15 protein-coding genes and 2 pseudogenes are annotated in these 14779 nt (G+C 68.5%); 14 read left to right on the top strand and 3 right to left on the bottom strand.

Going from position 1 to position 14779, the window contains the following annotated elements; genetic code table 11:
- Positions 1 to 63 precede the first annotated feature (63 nt).
- The 4 genes and pseudogenes from OG735_RS38645 to OG735_RS42155 all read left to right on the top strand — a co-directional run.
- Positions 64 to 1389, top strand: a complete 1326-nt coding sequence (locus tag OG735_RS38645) for a YncE family protein (RefSeq protein ID WP_327327804.1) — start codon at positions 64 to 66, stop codon at positions 1387 to 1389.
- A gap of 121 nt (positions 1390 to 1510) precedes the next feature.
- On the top strand, positions 1511 to 2128 hold the full coding sequence (locus tag OG735_RS38640) for a hypothetical protein (protein WP_327327803.1): 618 nt from the start codon (positions 1511 to 1513) through the stop codon (positions 2126 to 2128).
- A 333-nt stretch (positions 2129 to 2461) separates the two neighbouring features.
- Positions 2462 to 3454: a peptidase gene (locus OG735_RS38635; RefSeq protein ID WP_327327802.1), complete on the top strand. Its 993-nt coding sequence runs from the start codon at positions 2462 to 2464 to the stop codon at positions 3452 to 3454.
- A gap of 182 nt (positions 3455 to 3636) precedes the next feature.
- A pseudogene (locus OG735_RS42155) lies at positions 3637 to 3735 on the top strand (transposase); the annotation flags it as partial.
- Between the two features lie 7 nt (positions 3736 to 3742).
- Here the strand turns inward: OG735_RS42155 and OG735_RS38630 are convergent.
- Complete coding sequence (locus OG735_RS38630) at positions 3743 to 4012, bottom strand: WhiB family transcriptional regulator (RefSeq protein ID WP_327327801.1); 270 nt, start codon at positions 4010 to 4012, stop codon at positions 3743 to 3745.
- Between the two features lie 448 nt (positions 4013 to 4460).
- Between OG735_RS38630 and OG735_RS38625 the strand changes: the two genes are divergently transcribed.
- The 7 genes and pseudogenes from OG735_RS38625 to OG735_RS38595 all read left to right on the top strand — a co-directional run.
- On the top strand, positions 4461 to 5057 hold the full coding sequence (locus OG735_RS38625; protein ID WP_327327800.1) for a DUF5994 family protein: 597 nt from the start codon (positions 4461 to 4463) through the stop codon (positions 5055 to 5057).
- Positions 5058 to 5062: 5 nt separating this feature from the next.
- Positions 5063 to 5278, top strand: a complete 216-nt coding sequence (locus OG735_RS38620; protein ID WP_327327799.1) for a hypothetical protein — start codon at positions 5063 to 5065, stop codon at positions 5276 to 5278.
- Positions 5279 to 5828: 550 nt separating this feature from the next.
- On the top strand, positions 5829 to 6278 hold the full coding sequence (locus OG735_RS38615; protein WP_327327798.1) for an STAS domain-containing protein: 450 nt from the start codon (positions 5829 to 5831) through the stop codon (positions 6276 to 6278).
- 56 nt (positions 6279 to 6334) lie between these two features.
- A complete protein-coding gene (locus tag OG735_RS38610) occupies positions 6335 to 6937 on the top strand; it encodes a hypothetical protein (RefSeq protein ID WP_327327797.1) in 603 nt (200 codons plus the stop codon).
- Positions 6934 to 7704: an ANTAR domain-containing protein gene (locus tag OG735_RS38605; protein WP_327327796.1), complete on the top strand. Its 771-nt coding sequence runs from the start codon at positions 6934 to 6936 to the stop codon at positions 7702 to 7704. Before OG735_RS38610 ends, OG735_RS38605 begins: the two co-directional genes overlap by 4 nt.
- Before the next feature lie 76 nt (positions 7705 to 7780).
- Positions 7781 to 8497 (top strand): GAF and ANTAR domain-containing protein, encoded by a 717-nt coding sequence (locus tag OG735_RS38600; RefSeq protein WP_327327795.1) that lies wholly within the window; start codon positions 7781 to 7783, stop codon positions 8495 to 8497.
- Positions 8498 to 8876: 379 nt separating this feature from the next.
- A pseudogene (locus OG735_RS38595) lies at positions 8877 to 9005 on the top strand (acyl-CoA desaturase); the annotation flags it as partial.
- 15 nt (positions 9006 to 9020) lie between these two features.
- Here the strand turns inward: OG735_RS38595 and OG735_RS38590 are convergent.
- Both OG735_RS38590 and OG735_RS38585 read right to left on the bottom strand, forming a co-directional pair.
- A complete protein-coding gene (locus OG735_RS38590; RefSeq protein WP_327327794.1) occupies positions 9021 to 9857 on the bottom strand; it encodes a DUF1206 domain-containing protein in 837 nt (278 codons plus the stop codon).
- A 282-nt stretch (positions 9858 to 10139) separates the two neighbouring features.
- Entirely contained in the window at positions 10140 to 11072 is a 933-nt protein-coding gene (locus tag OG735_RS38585; RefSeq protein WP_327327793.1) for a LysR family transcriptional regulator, read from the bottom strand.
- A gap of 231 nt (positions 11073 to 11303) precedes the next feature.
- On the opposite strand from OG735_RS38585, the gene OG735_RS38580 reads away from it, so the two are divergent.
- The 3 genes from OG735_RS38580 to OG735_RS38570 all read left to right on the top strand — a co-directional run bounded on the left by OG735_RS38580 (position 11304) and on the right by OG735_RS38570 (position 14740).
- A complete protein-coding gene (locus tag OG735_RS38580) occupies positions 11304 to 12059 on the top strand; it encodes a sulfite exporter TauE/SafE family protein (protein ID WP_327327792.1) in 756 nt (251 codons plus the stop codon).
- 52 nt (positions 12060 to 12111) lie between these two features.
- Entirely contained in the window at positions 12112 to 12669 is a 558-nt protein-coding gene (locus tag OG735_RS38575) for a DUF6817 domain-containing protein (protein WP_327327791.1), read from the top strand.
- A gap of 172 nt (positions 12670 to 12841) precedes the next feature.
- A complete protein-coding gene (locus OG735_RS38570; RefSeq protein ID WP_327327790.1) occupies positions 12842 to 14740 on the top strand; it encodes an ABC transporter ATP-binding protein in 1899 nt (632 codons plus the stop codon).
- Positions 14741 to 14779: the final 39 nt, after the last annotated feature.

The following is a 14779-nucleotide window of genomic DNA, read 5'->3' as shown; positions in this document are numbered from 1 at the left end:
GCACTCGCCTCGTTCTCCCTCCCCGCCGCGCCGGCGAACGCCGCGCCCTCGGACTTCCTCTACGTGGCGAACCACGACGACAACAACGTCTCGGTGATCGATACGTCCACCGACACCATCGTCGGAACTCCCATCACTGTGGGCGCCGGCCCCACAGCGATCGCCATGCTCCCGAACGGCACCAAGGCGTATGTGAGCAATGGGGCCGGCAACAACGTGTCGGTGATCGACACTGCCGACAGGACCGTCACCGCCACCATCGGAGTCGGCGTTAACCCCCGCGGTATCGCCGTCACGCCTGATGGCACGAAGGCCTACGTCACCAACACCGGTTCAAACGAGGTCTCGGTGATCAACACCGCCACCGACACCGTGTCCAGCACGATCAGTGTCGCCGGACAGCCGCTGGCTGTGGCGATCTCCCCCGACGGAGACACCGCCTACGTCGTCAACGTCGGCAACAACACCGTGGCGGTGATCGACACCGCCACCGACACCGTGAGCACCACCATCACCGTGGGCACCAACCCTTCCGACGTGGTGTTCGCGCCCAACGGGGCCAAGGCGTACGTCACGAACTCCACCTCGGGCACCGTCTCGGTGATCGACACCGCCACCAACACCGTGACTGGCTCTCCCATCACAGTGGGCACCGGGCCGAACGGTCTGGACATCCTGTCCAACGGTTCGAAGGTCTACGTCGCCAACCCCGGTTCCAACAGCGTGTCCGTGATCGACACCAGCACGGACACCGTCGCCACCACCATCACCACCAACATCGGCGACGACCCCCAGGACGCCGTGGCAACGGGGAACGACCAGAAGGTCTATGTGCCCAACCACGCCGACAACAACGTGTCGGTGATCGACACTGCGACGGACACCGCCAGTCCCACCCAGGTGCCTGTCGGACTCAGTCCCGGAGGAGCCGCCGCCTCCCCGAGCCAGGGTGACACGGTCGTCACGTTCGAGGTCAGCCCCACCGACGGCCTCACAATCACCGTCCCCGACACCGCCACCCTCAGCAGCGTCGCCCCCGGCGGCACCGCCACCGGACAGCTCGGCAACGTCACCGTCGACGACCAGCGCTCCCTCGCCGACGCCAACTGGACCTCCACCGTCAGCCTCAGCCAGGACTTCACCACTACCGGAGGCTCCCCCATCTCCGGCGGCGCCGTGACGTACACACCCGGCGCCCCCGTCGCCCAGACCAACGGACCCTTCACCCCCGGAACCCCCGGAACCCTCGCCGGCCCTCGCACCGCCTACAGCAAAACCAGCGGCTCCGGCGACAACAGCGTCACCTGGAACCCCACCCTCGACGTCGCCGTCCCCGCCGATGCCGTCGCCGGCACCTACACCGGCACCATCACCCACTCCGTGGCCTAACGAGTTGGTGCGTACGGCAAGGCCGCCGCCGCGAATGCCGCGACGGCGGCCTTGCCCTGTGCGACGCCCAAGCGGCGCATCACAAGATGAAGACCCACAATCTCTGACGCACCCTCATTGCATGACATTTATCGTCGGTATGGGGGCGCCGATCCGGCGCACCGTCGTCCTGGTCACCTTGGGATGCGCGGCACTCACAGCCGCTCCGGTCCACGCCGAGGGATCCGGAGACAGAGACAGATACGACAACAGCGACAGCGACGGGTACAAGGACGGCGGGTACAGGGACAGGGGCGACACAGACGTCGTCTTCGAGGTGAGACCCACCGACGGGCTGACCATCTCCGTTCCCTCCAGGGCCACCCTGTCCCGCACGGTTCCCGGCGGCACCGCCTGGGGCCGGCTTGGTGAAGTGGAGGTCGCGGACGAGCGTTCCGCCCCCTACGCCCAGTGGACCGCCATCGTCTCGCTGCGCCGCGAGTTCACCCCTGGCGGCCACGGGAACGACGCCATCTCCGGCTCACGCGTCCGGTACGCCTCCGGCCCACCGATCCACGCCTTCAACGGCCCCTTCTTCCCAGGATCCCCAGGCAGCCTCGACAATCCCCGCGTCGCCTTCAGCCATCCTGACGGCTCCGGAAACAACTTCGTCTCGTGGAATCCATCCCTGGCCGTTCACGTGCCCGAGTCCGCGGTGGCCGATCTCTACCGCGGGACCGTGACCTATTCAGTGGCCTGACCCATGGATGCCTAAATTTCCCGACAATTCTATTAATTCAACGCGGGACACAAGCGTAATATGCCAGACTTCTACGCAATTCCGTCTCTATAGTTCCTCCTGGTCTCACAGATGATTTCTACGCTCTGGCATCATCCCTGGCCATCGTCAAGGACGCGGAGTCCCTTGCTCGATCCTCGGGCTCGTCAACTCAGGCGGCCACTAAACATCACGGAAATGGGGTGGTGACCAATTCTGCGGCGTAACCAACCACGCGCCCGGGTGCGCACCCGGGCCGCCGCCGCGATCATCGCGGCGACGGCCTTCCTGAGTGCCCCCTCTGACGCCCCCGCCGTGGCCATCCCCGCTAAGCCCGCGCTCGACTCCGGGCCGGGCCGGTTCGGCGTCCGGCTGGTCGACGTACCCGTGGCCCGCCGCAACGACCCCCGCGCGCGCATCTATGTCGTGGACCATCTCAAGCCGGGCATGACGATCAAGCGCAGGATCGAGGTCTCCAACAAGTCGGCGTCCCCCCTTCGTATCGACCTCTACGCCGCCTCGGCCCTCGTCAAAGACAGCAGATTCCTGTTCGGCCCCGCGCGTACGCCCAACGAACTGGCCCGGTGGATCCGGGTCGAGCCCGGCAGCGTGAATCTGGCGGCCCGCACGAAATCCATGGTGGACATGGCGCTCACTGTGCCGCGCACCGCACAGTCCGGAGAGCGCTACGCGGTCGTGTGGGCCGAGAGCCAGGCCCTGCCGGATGCGCGGCACAACGTCGGCAGCATCCACCGCGTCGGTGTGCGCGTCTACCTGGACGTCGGGCCCGGCGGTGACCCGCTGGCCGACTTCGTCATCCAGAAGATCACGGGAACTCGGGACAAGCAGGGCCGTCCGAGCGTCGCCGCCGTCGTACGCAACCTCGGCAGACGCGCCATGGACGTGATGTCCGGGCAGCTCACCCTGAAAGGCGGCCCCGGCGGCGTCAGCGCGGGCCCCTTCCGGATCCCTCCCGGCACCACCTTCGCCGGGTACCAGACGGGCACCATCACCATTCCCCTCGAACCGCGTCTGCCCGACGGCCCCTGGAAGGCCCAGCTCGAACTGCGCAGCGGCCCGGCCCTGCGATCGGCCACAGCCACGCTGATGCTGTCCATGCCGAAGAAGCCCACGTCGCACAAGCTCTGGTACCCCATCGGAGCGGCGGCAGCCCTCGTCCTCATCGCACTCGTCACCACGGTGCTGCTGCTCCTACGCAGACGTCGCAGAAACCGCGAAGCCCCGGACACTCCGGAGAGGCGCCGAGGTCCCAGCCCAGAGACCAAGGAACAAGCAACCCGCCGGTAGCTGGGTTCGGTTCATACCGGGGAGCACGCGTATTCACCTGCCGCCAGTTCCCCCGAGGTGCGGCCCGCCGTTGCGCTCCTGCAACCACATCGCCGCGACCTGCGGATACGCCTCGGCCAGCGACACACTAACGAACGAACGCGCCCGCCCTTTCGTGTCGGCGTCGCGGCGGATCGCCGAGTATGCCGGTCGGCGTCGCCCCGAAGTACTGCGGAGCCTTGGGCAAACAGGCCAACTGCCAGGTCGCCGTGAGCGTGCACGCGGCTCCCGACGTCTCCGCCACCACGGCTAGCCGGCGCTCCGCGCCTGGGACCGCCGCCGGGCCGTCCGGCGCTTGAGCGCCCGGCGCTCGTCCTCGCCGAGTCCGCCCCACACACCGGAGTCCTGGCCGTGCGCCATGGCCCACTCCAGGCAAGACTCCTGGACCGGGCACCGGCGGCAGACGGACTTGGCCTCGGCGACCTGAAGCAGAGCCGGGCCGGTGTTGCCGACGGGGAAGAACAGGTCGGGGTCTTCGTCGAGGCATGCCGCTTCATGACGCCAGTTCTCGTTCTCCACGGGAGTTCCTCCTCCATTCGCTGATGATTGTCGCTTCCCTTACGGGTCGCCGACGATCGCCCGCTGAAACTGCCGAGGCGCATGCGAATGCTGGACTGTCCGAAATCCGGCCGGTGCGCACCGAGTGCCCGCCCGGTTTCCCGGGACTGCTCCACCTGGTCCTGCACTAAGAGGCCTAGAAGAGCGTGATCATGGCAGCCGACATGCGCGAGTGGTGCAATCACGATGCCGTCGACGCGAAGGCCCGCCGGGCGGCGTCTCATCTGCTGACGGCGGCGACGGGCTGAGAGGTTTTCAGCCCGTATCCCAGCTACGGTCCGTCGGGCTCCGGCCAGGAGTACCGTGGACTCACCGAGGACACTTCGTACATCAGCTTTCACGCTGGTGTCGTTTTCGGCGATTCACGACACCGGGCCGGTTTCGACCGGCCGGGGGCAGGGTCCGCGTCATGACCGCAACTATGTTGGACAAACCGGCGGTCGAAGACCGGACCTCTTCGCTGCCCCTCCGACTCATACTGGCGCCGGCCGGCGCCGCTCCTGCTCTGATCGACGGTGCGTGGTGGCCACGCTCCCGCGACTTGACGGCGGAACTCCCCTCGCTCACCGCACTACTTGACCCGCTGTGGGGGCGGATCACCCGCGTCACGGTGAACCCCACGTTCTGGCCGGTCATCCCACGGAAAGTGCCCGTCGCCGGGCATGTGGTGCATGTGGGCTGGTTCAAGGCCGAGCAGGACCCGCACAAGCTGCTGCTGCTCTCCTACACCACCGGCCGCTGGGACCTGCTGGTGATCCCGCCGGAGACGGGCCCGGCCACAGCCGCCCGGCTGATGGCCGCGGCCACTGACCCATCGCAATGTCTCACGGCGAGCGGCCTGATACAGGAGGCAGAGCTCTTCCGAATCGCGGCAGAGGCCGACTGGGACTCGACCCGCGAGACGGTCTGGGACTCCGAAGGCGGCCATGACACCCGCCGCCCGACCTCTCGTACCCCCGCCGGGGCAGTCATTGACCACGTGGCGACTCCGGCGAAAGGCATGTGAGGGGCATGGAGATCTTCGCGACGGTGATCGTGCTTCTGGCGATGATTGCCGTGGGCGTCCTGGCGATTCAGCTGTTCACTACGCGCCACGACGATCGCATCGCGACCTTGCCTCCGGCCGTGCCCGGCCGCCGGGCAAGGATTCAGGGCGGACCGCCGCAGCACGCAGCGCGACGAGCGGACTGTGGCGGCTCCGGCCGTGGCGTCCGCACACGGGAGTGAGTCGTGAGAACGCGGGAGTGAGTCGCGGGAGCGCGGGGAGTGAGTCGTAGGAGTGAGTCACGACGCAAAACCGGTCGCCCCCAAGCCCCCGATGGTCCCCCTCGAAGCGGACGCCGGCGCTGAGCGGGGCGATGCCGTGCCGCGCGCGCCCGGGTCATCGGCGCCGCACTTCGCGACTTGTGCCCAAGTGCCGTGCAGTGCAGCAGATATGCACACGCGGCACCGGTGCCTGTCGGGAAGCGCCCAGTCAGTGAGAATGGCTGGCTGCCAGCCGTCCATGGCCCGGGTCAAGGGCTACTCTGCTGTGTAGACGTCCCAGACCCCGGCGGCATGTTGCTGCTCAGCACAGATGTCTGCGGGGAGCGGATCCTGAGTCCGGTCGCCCGGCGCATCCCCTGGTCGTTCCCGATCCTGGTGCACAGGCTGTTGGACCGGCCATTCGCCCGCCTCCGCCGAAAGTACGCCCCTACCGTGAGCGCACCAGGAGGAGCCGGAAATCCGGCTCCGCCGCTTGACTGTGCCCGGCGGGTCCCCCTGAAACCGAGGCGTCATGCCCCTACCGCGACTGACCATCTACCGGCACGACAGCGAGAGCCGGGCGCTGATCACCCTGGCCGGTGAGATCGACCTGGAAACTGCGCCGCTTGTGCGCGAGACGCTGAAGCGCTGCCTGCGCGACGGCATCCGCACCGTCGACATCGACCTGACCCCCGTCTCCTTCTGCGACTGCAGCGGCCTCAACGCCTTCCTCGAGGCGTCGCAGCACACCACGACGGCGGGAGGGGCTCTGCAACTGCACTACCCGCCTCCGACGCTGGCTCGGCTCGTCGAACTCACCGGCTCCGGATTCCTGCTCCGCGGCCTTCCGGCCCTTCAAGGACCACCGCCTCGCCGGGAAGGCATCGTCGCAATCACTCCAGCCCAACGGCCTGCTCCTCTCCACTCGGCCCCCCATGGGCCTGCTCCGGCCATCACTGCCGCCACGGGCGGTGTGCTGTGACAGCCCGCCCTGCGCGAAGAGGCTCGCGGGAGCGGGAAGATCACGCATCGTCCGCCATGAGCGCGATTCGCCTGCGCCGGCTCAACCGCTGGCAGGCCGAGGGCCTGAAGGAGGACCTGGCAGACCTGTACGTCGAGTCCACCGACACAGCCGCCGGCGAGGAGTACCGCAACCGCCAGGCCTTTCTGCGCCGCCTCACAGATGACGTCCGGAGGCCGGGGTTCGCCATGCTGATCGCGGAGACCACCACACTGGCCGGTTGCGCCTTCGGATTCCCCGTACGGCGCGACGGCTCCTGGTGGCGTGGCTTCGACGGAACACTGCCGCAGAGCATCGAGCAGCTCACCGCATCCGGGCATGTCTTCGCCATCACCGAGATCGTGGTCCACCCGCACGAGCAGGACCGCGACCTCGCCCGCCGACTGCAGGAGCGACTGCTCGCCGACCACCAGGCGTCGCTCGGCGCGACCCTGGTGGATCAGGCAGACCGCGCAACGTATGCCGCCTTCCAGTCCTGGGGATGGCAAGAGATCGGAGAAGTACGCAGACCGCCCGGCCCGGCAGTGACACGGGCGCTGGTCCTGGCCCTTGGGGAGCGAACAGCGGCCACTCCGGACGGCCTCGCGCACAATGCCCGGACTCAGCGGCCGGAGCGATGACCGGCAGCCGGTCGGCACGGATCCGCGTGCTTGCGGCCGAGCAGGCGGCCCTGCGTGGTGCCCGGGTCGGCGTGGTGGATGTGTGCACCGCCGCCGTGGCGGCCCTGCCGGTCGGCGGGGCCGGGGTGTCCGCGATGTCCCGGACCACAGCCAGTCACCCCTTGTGCAGCACCGACGACATCAGCGAGCAGCTGGAAGAACTGCAATTCACCCTCGGTGAGGGGCCGTGCGTGGACGCCTTCGTCCTCGGCACAGCCGTTCTGACACCCGATCTGCGCGCCGGTGAAGTGCGGGGCCGCTGGCCCGTGTTCGCCGATGCGGCCCTGGACGCCGGAGCGGGCGCGGTCTTCGCGCTCCCTCTGCAGATCGGGGCGATCAGTCCGGGAGTTCTTGACCTCTACTCCAGCCTGCCCATCGAGCTGACCGCGGAGGAGCTGGCCGACGCCATGGCTTTCGCCGACACCGCGACCCTGGTCCTGCTCGATGTGCAGATCGAAGAGTCGAATACGCCACCCGTCGGGATCCCGCCGGACGGGCCTTACGAAGACCTGGGCAGGTACCGGGCCGAGATCGACCAGGCCACCGGCATGCTCACGGTGCAGCTCGACGTCGGCATCGAGGAGGCATTCATCCGGCTGCGCGCCCACGCCTACGCCCACGGACGCCGGCTCGCCGAGGTAGCCGCCGACGTGGTCGCCCGCCGACTCCAATTCCCCCCGGACACAGCCACGGACGCGGACACGGATCAGACCGACGAGGATCCCTGATGCAGGAGCCGACCAATGAACGTGCTCACTTCCCGCCCCTCCCCGGCGGGAGTAGCTTCGACAGAGGGTGTACACGATGAATGATCAGCTCCTTGCCAAGACATTCGTCGAACTGGCCGACAACCTGGTCGCCGACTTCGACCTGATCGACTTCCTGCGCCTGCTGACCGACCGCTGCGTCGGCATGCTCGGCGCCAGCGCGGCCGGCGTGCTGCTCGCGGACCGGGACGGCGAACTCCGCGTCATGGCCGCCTCCAGCGAACAAGTACGCCTGCTCGAGCTCTTCCAGCTCCAGAACGACGAAGGTCCCTGCCTGGAGTGCTTCCGCACCGGCGCACCCGTGACAGTCCCCGACCTGAGCAGGGAGGCCGACCGCTGGCCGCGCTTCGTCGAGCAAGCCCACCACAGCGGGTTCGCGGCGGTCCAAGCCCTGCCGATGCGTCTCCGGGACGAAGTCGTCGGCGCCCTCAACCTCTTCCGCACCCACCCCGGCTCCTTCGACCCGGTCGGCACACCCATCGCACAGGCCCTGGCAGACGTCGCCACCATCAGCCTCCTGCAACAACGCTCCACCCAGCGCAGCAACGTCCTCAACGAACAGCTGCAGACCGCGCTGAACAGCCGCGTCCTGATCGAACAAGCCAAAGGCAAGCTCGCCGAACGCCAGGGCATCGACATGGAACAGGCCTTCACCGCACTACGCGGCTACGCCCGCGCACACAACCGGCGCCTGTCCGACGTCGCCCGAGCCTTCATCGACGGAACCGAACCGCTCACCGGCCTGAGCACCTGACACGGTCACGGAAGCTGTCGCCTGCCTTGAGCTCCGCCCGTCACCGCGATTGCACTTCCGCGACACCACACACGGCCGAGGAGTCCCGGATGTCCCTCCGTACGAAAGCCACAGCACGGCCCGACGCACGCCCCGAATCACGACCCGAACGACCCGAACGACCCGAACGACCCGAACGACCCGACGCAGCAGTTCAGGCGCCGGACGCATACGACGGTACGGCGCCTTTCCCGCGCGGTGAGGCTGTGCCCCGCGCTCGCCCGCCCAGCGCGGGCAGTTGGCGGTGACCGCACTCATCGCGAAGTTCCCCTTCCTGTCCCTCCTCCTTAGCGGCCGGCTGCTGTGGGGACGGCCGATCGGGCCCACCGATCTTCTTCTTGACCGCGCGACCAACCTCTGGCCGCTCGCGCTGCTCTCGTTCGGGGAGAGCTGGCACAACCTCCACCATGCCGACCCCACCTGCGCCCGCCACGGCGTAGACCGCGGCCAGCTCGACCCGACCGCCGCCGCCGCCGATGAACAGTCACAGGCGGCGCCACCGCGCCGAGGCGAAGGAGAAGACGCCGAAGAGAATCAGTCCGACCGCGACGGCGACCAGGAGCCACGGGCCCATCGGGGTGTGCGTGAAGCTGCGGAGCGTCGCGTCCATGCCCTTGGCCTCGTGCGGGTCGAAGCGGACCGCCGCAACCAGGATGAAGGTCCCGGCTGCGGCGAACACGGTGCCGCGCGCCACGCCGCCGCCCACACCCAGGCCGGTCACGACCTGCCGCGTGCGGCGGCTCATGGCCGCGGTATCCAACTGCCGCAGGAAGCGCCGCAGTGCCGCCCGTACGGCGAGCACCGTGCCGATGCCGATCAGGAGACAGCCCGCGGCGCCCACCAGCACACCTCCGTACGGCAGTTCCAGCGCCGATGCCGTCCAGTCCTGAGACTTCGCATCGCCGCTGGAGCCCTGGCCGCTCCCTGCGGCAAACGCGGCAGTTGCCCAGCAGACGGCGGCGTAGAAGAGAGCCCGGCCACCGTCCAACAGCCGGGAGGCGGCCTTCCGCCGAGGCCCCCTGGTCATCACCGCGCGGGCGCCCCGCCAGAGCGCCATGCAGCCGAAGCCGACGACAAGCGCCCAGAGCATCACCCTCCCGAAGGGCTGCTCCGCGACCTGGCGAAGCGCGCCCTGGCGATCAGCTTCCTCGCCACCGCTCCCCAGAGCGATCCTGACGGCCAGCGCGCCGATGAGGACATACACGACGCCACGGGCGACAAAGCCCGCCCGTCCTGCGACGGTCAGGGTCTCCTGCTCCGCGGAGTGGCCGGTCATGGATCTCGAAGCACGGGCCCGCCAGTGTGCGTAAGTCGACGTCACGATGCCTCCCTCAGGTGTGGGCGCGCGGTACGCCTCCTGAGCCCCCGAGTGCCCCCGGCCGAGCGTCTGATGCACGCTGCTGGGCGGCGATGTGTTCGCCACCACCCACGACGCCGGCTGCCGCGCGGGCGGCGCTGAGCTCGGGCGGTGTCGGCCCGCTGACCAACCGAGCTCCGTTGACACCTGCGGCCCCAGCCGCCGTGCACAACTCCCCAGCGATCCTGACGCGCTCCGGCGGGATGGGGCCGTCCGGCCCGGCCATCCTCGGCGGACCGCCGGGCGTCAGCCAACCGATCGCGGCTCATGTCCGGTGAGCGAGCACCCGGGCATCCCCGCGCAGTTCTGGGCGACGGTATCGGCGAAGGCGCGGGCCAGTGGGCTCAGGGCGTCCCACCGGCGTACCGCCCAACCGGCGGACAGGGCGGGCAATGCCGGAAGCGGGATCAGGCGGACGCTGCTGTGTTCGGCGCCATGGCGGCCGGGCAGGGCGGGTACGACGGCGTGGCCGAGGCCGAGCTCCGCGAGGAGGATGGCGGTGTCCCAGTCGGCGACACCGGTGTCGGCGGTCCATCGGACTCCCAACTCGGCGAAGTACGCGTCGAGATGAGCTCGGGATGTCGAGTTCTCGGGGAGGCGGATCAGCTGCAGGTCCGCCAGGTCCGCAGGGTCCATGTGGGTCTTGGCCGCCAGCGGGTCGTCGGCTTTGACAGCCAGCACCCAGGGCAGTTCGACGACGGGGCGCTGCTCGATGCCCCGGACTGGGGTCCCGATGGTGATCCAGGCGAGGTCCAGGTCGTGCGCGGCGAGCGCGTCGAAGCAGCTGCGGCTGGAGTTCTCCGTCTCGAACTCCAGGCTCACCTGGGGGTAACGCCGGCGGAAGTCGACGATGGCCTCGGCCATGAAGTGCCGTACGGTCGTCGCTCCCGTGGTGATCCGCACCGAACCGCCGTCCCCGCGCACCAGGTCCTGGAGTCGGCGCAGGGCGAGGTCGATGCCCCCGATGCCGTCGGCGGCCGCGGCCTGGAGGATGCGCCCCGCCGAGGTGGGCACTACACCACGTGGGTGCCTCTCCAACAGGCTGACGTCCAGTTCCCGTTCCAGCCGTTTGACGTGCTGGCTCACCGCGGACTGCGTGCATGAGAGGTCGCGGGCCACGGCGCTGAGGCTGCCTGCTCTGCACACCGCAATGAAGACACGTAGATCGTCAAGAGTCACGAGGGTGAAGGTATCCCTTGGGGGTCTGCAAGAAAACCCGAGGATTGACTTGGGATTTCACCGTCACCGAAGATCGCTTCTGGGCCCAGGGCGGCAACCTGTTCAGGGAATTCGTGACGGTCCGGACCGCCGCGAAATTCCCTGAACAGGTGCCGACCCGACCGGCTCGGAGCAAAGACTGTCCGGTAACCCGAACTGCCCGCCCCTGTGCGCGTCTTCGGAAGGTGAGTTGTGCAAGCAATCGAGTTGGTGGCCATCGGAGCCGCCGGCATCGCGGCCGGCGGGATCAACGCGGTGGTCGGGTCCGGGACTCTCATCACCTTCCCCACCCTGATCGCCTTCGGCTATCCGCCGGTGCTGGCCAATGTGTCCAACAACATCGGCCTGGTGCCGGGCGTACTGAGCGCCGCATACGGCTACCGCAGAGAACTCAAAGGCCAGTTGGGCCGGTTGATCCGGTTCGGCATCGCCTCGCTCATCGGTGGGCTCATCGGCGCGCTGCTCCTGCTGAGACTGCCCGCCGAGACCTTCAAAGCAATAGTGCCCGTACTGATCCTGACCGCCTGCGTTCTGGTCCTGCTGCAGCCCCGGCTCGGCCGATGGCTGCAGCAACACCGGAGCCACAGGCGAGATGACGGCGGCGCCCCCATGTGGTTCGGCGTACTGGGCACAGGCATCTACGGCGGCTACTTCGGAGCGGCACAAGGGGTCCTTCTCATGGGACTCTTCGGCAGCTTCCTTCGGGAAGACCTGCAGCGGCTGAACGCCGCGAAGAACGTTCTCGCCTCCATCGTGAACGGAATCGCGGCTGTCGTCTTCATCACGGTTGCCGACGTCGACTGGACCGTCGCCGCAGTGATCGCCGTCGGCTCTGCCCTCGGCGGCGTACTGGGCGCACGTGTGGGCCGCAAGCTGCCACCGGCCGCGCTGCGCGCCCTCATCGTCACCGTCGGCCTCACCGCGGCCGGAGTCATGGCCTTGCAATAGACCTCCTGGACAAGTAACACCCCTGCCGAACAACTGAAAGGAGTCCGTCCGCGTGCCCACATCAGCAAGCACCGCTCACGCCCTCGATCTCCTGCGCGACTGCGGAGCCGAGAATCTCGATCATCCCGGCGGCACGCTACTCGCCCACCTTCAGCGGGTGCAGCAACAGCTCGACCGCTGGAGAGCCCGCCCTGCGCTCCGACTGGCCGGGCTGTGTCACGCGTTCTACGGAACCGACGGCTTCGCCACAGCGCTTATGCCGATCGATCGTCGCCCCGAAATTGAGGCAGTGATCGGCCCCGAGGCCGAGTCCATCGTCCACCTCTACGCAAGCTGCGACCGGAAGCGGTCGTACCCCACGCTCGCGGACACCGGCGCCGCCTTCCGGGACAGATTCACCGGCCGCACTTTCACGCCGAGTATTCAGCAGCGACAGGACTTCGTCGAGCTCACCGTCGCGAATGAGCTGGACATCGTTCGTATCGACCCCGCCTTCCGCGTGAAGTGGGCGCCCGATCTCCTGGTGCTGTTCACGCGCTTCCGCCCTCTGCTGAGTGAACAGGCCTGGCAGGACTGTCTCACTGGCCTCACCCTGGCTGAGCCTGCTTGAAAACCTGGTCCTCGCCCGGGTCGCCAACACCCGCCACATCTGACGGCTCGGCGAGGACCGAGAGGAATCAATTGACCTGAAGCTTGGTTGAGGTCATAGCGTTCTGGGTGCGCCCCGGGCCACACCGGCCGACGGGAACCGCGTCGGCCCACCCAGATTCCGGAGGCACCCCATGGACATGGAAGTCACCGCGTGGACATCGCTGCACAGCGCGATGAACGCCCAACAGGACCGGAGGCCCTTCTCCCGGGCCACCCTGCGTCGAATCGCCTCCTTCGCCAGGCCGCACCGTCGGCAGCTGTACCAGTTCCTACTGCTCAGCGTGATCACGGCACTGCTGGCGGTGGCCACACCCGTGCTCGCGGGCCGCGTCGTCGATGCGATCGTCAAAGGCCAGGAAACCGGCACGGTCACCCGGCTCGCGCTGCTGATCGCCATCATCGCCGTCGTCGAGGCGGGGCTCGGCCTGCTCACCCGCTGGCTGTCGGCGACCCTCGGCGAGGGGCTGATCCTCGATCTCCGCACGGCGGTCTTCGACCACGTCCAGCGAATGCCGGTCGCCTTCTTCACCCGCACCCGCACCGGCGCACTCGTCAGCCGGCTCAACAACGACGTCATCGGGGCCCAACGGGCCTTCAGCAACACCCTGTCCGGCGTCGTCTCCAACCTCGTCACCCTCCTGCTGACGCTCGCCGTCATGCTCAGCATCTCCTGGCAGATCACCCTGCTCGCCCTGGTCCTGCTGCCGGTGTTCGTCGTCCCCGCCCGCCGTATGGGCTCCCGCATGGCCAAGATGCAGCGCGAGGCCGCCAACCACAACGCCGCCATGGGCACCCAGATGACCGAACGCTTCTCCGCCCCCGGGGCTACTCTCGTCAAACTCTTCGGACGGCCCGCCGACGAGTCCGCGGAATTCGCCGCGCGCGCCCGCCGGGTTCGCGACATCGGTATCCGTACCGCCATGGCCCAGTCCGTCTTCATCACGGCCCTCACCCTGGTGTCCGCCCTGGCTCTCGCCCTGGTCTACGGACTCGGCGGCTACTACGCACTGCGCGGCAGCCTGGACCCGGGAGCCGTCGTCGCCCTCGCCCTGCTCCTCACCCGCCTCTACGCCCCGCTGACCGCACTGGCCGGCGCCCGAGTCGAGGTAATGAGCGCCCTGGTCAGTTTCGAGCGGGTCTTCGAGATCCTCGACCTGAAGCCACTGATCGCGGAGAAGCCGGACGCCCGCCGGGTGCCGGACGGGCCGGTGTCCGTGGAGTTCGACGGGGTCCGCTTCGGCTATCCCTCCGCCGACAAGGTCTCCCTCGCCTCCCTCGAAGAGGTCGCCACCCTCGACTCCCGCGGCGGCACGGAAGTCCTGAACGATGTCTCCTTCCGCGCCGAACCCGGCCGGATGGTCGCCCTGGTCGGCTCCTCCGGAGCAGGCAAGTCCACGATCGCGCAGCTCGTTCCGCGGCTGTACGACGCCGACAGCGGTTCCGTACGGCTGAACGGCATCGATGTACGCGACCTGACCTCGGACTCGATCCGCGAGACGATCGGCATGGTCACCCAGGACGGCCATCTCTTCCACGAGTCCGTGCGCGCCAACCTGCTTCTCGCCCGGCCCGACGCCACCGAGGACGACATCTGGGACGCCCTGCACCGGTCCCGCCTGAGCGGGCTGGTGGCCTCACTGCCCGACGGCCTGGACACCGTCGTCGGCGAGCGCGGCTACCGGCTCTCCGGCGGCGAGCGCCAGCGGCTGACCATCGCCCGGCTACTGCTGGCCCGCCAGCGGGTCGTCATCCTCGACGAGGCGACAGCCCACCTCGACTCCACCTCCGAGGCGGCCGTCCAGGAGGCCCTGGGGGAGGCTCTGGAGGGCCGTACCGCTGTGGTGATCGCCCACCGGCTCTCGACCATACGGGCCGCCGACCTGATCCTGGTCGTCGAGGAGGGCCGCGTCATCGAACGCGGAACCCACACCGATCTCCTGGCCGCCGGAGGCCGATACGAGGAGCTGTACCGCACCCAGTTCGATCGCCCGGAGGCGGACGAGGCACACCCCGTGCACCCCGTGCACTGACCCCGCGCACCGGCACGCGTGTCGGCCGCGTCACCGGCA

Source organism: Streptomyces sp. NBC_01210 (genome assembly GCF_036010325.1).
Lineage (GTDB): Bacteria > Actinomycetota > Actinomycetes > Streptomycetales > Streptomycetaceae > Streptomyces.
The sequence above is the reverse complement of the archived record's forward strand: the minus strand, read 5'-3'. Positions and strand labels throughout refer to the sequence as shown.

What these genes read in the sequence shown, in the direction of transcription:
- OG735_RS38640 (WP_327327803.1), top strand. Translation starts at nt 1,511, where the DNA reads ATGACATTTATCGTCGGTATGGGGGCGCCGATCCGGCGCACCGTCGTC.
- OG735_RS38625 (WP_327327800.1), top strand. Translation starts at nt 4,461, where the DNA reads ATGACCGCAACTATGTTGGACAAACCGGCGGTCGAAGACCGGACCTCT.
- OG735_RS38620 (WP_327327799.1), top strand. Translation starts at nt 5,063, where the DNA reads ATGGAGATCTTCGCGACGGTGATCGTGCTTCTGGCGATGATTGCCGTG.
- OG735_RS38615 (WP_327327798.1), top strand. Translation starts at nt 5,829, where the DNA reads ATGCCCCTACCGCGACTGACCATCTACCGGCACGACAGCGAGAGCCGG.
- OG735_RS38610 (WP_327327797.1), top strand. Translation starts at nt 6,335, where the DNA reads ATGAGCGCGATTCGCCTGCGCCGGCTCAACCGCTGGCAGGCCGAGGGC.
- OG735_RS38605 (WP_327327796.1), top strand. Translation starts at nt 6,934, where the DNA reads ATGACCGGCAGCCGGTCGGCACGGATCCGCGTGCTTGCGGCCGAGCAG.
- OG735_RS38600 (WP_327327795.1), top strand. Translation starts at nt 7,781, where the DNA reads ATGAATGATCAGCTCCTTGCCAAGACATTCGTCGAACTGGCCGACAAC.
- OG735_RS38570 (WP_327327790.1), top strand. Translation starts at nt 12,842, where the DNA reads ATGGACATGGAAGTCACCGCGTGGACATCGCTGCACAGCGCGATGAAC.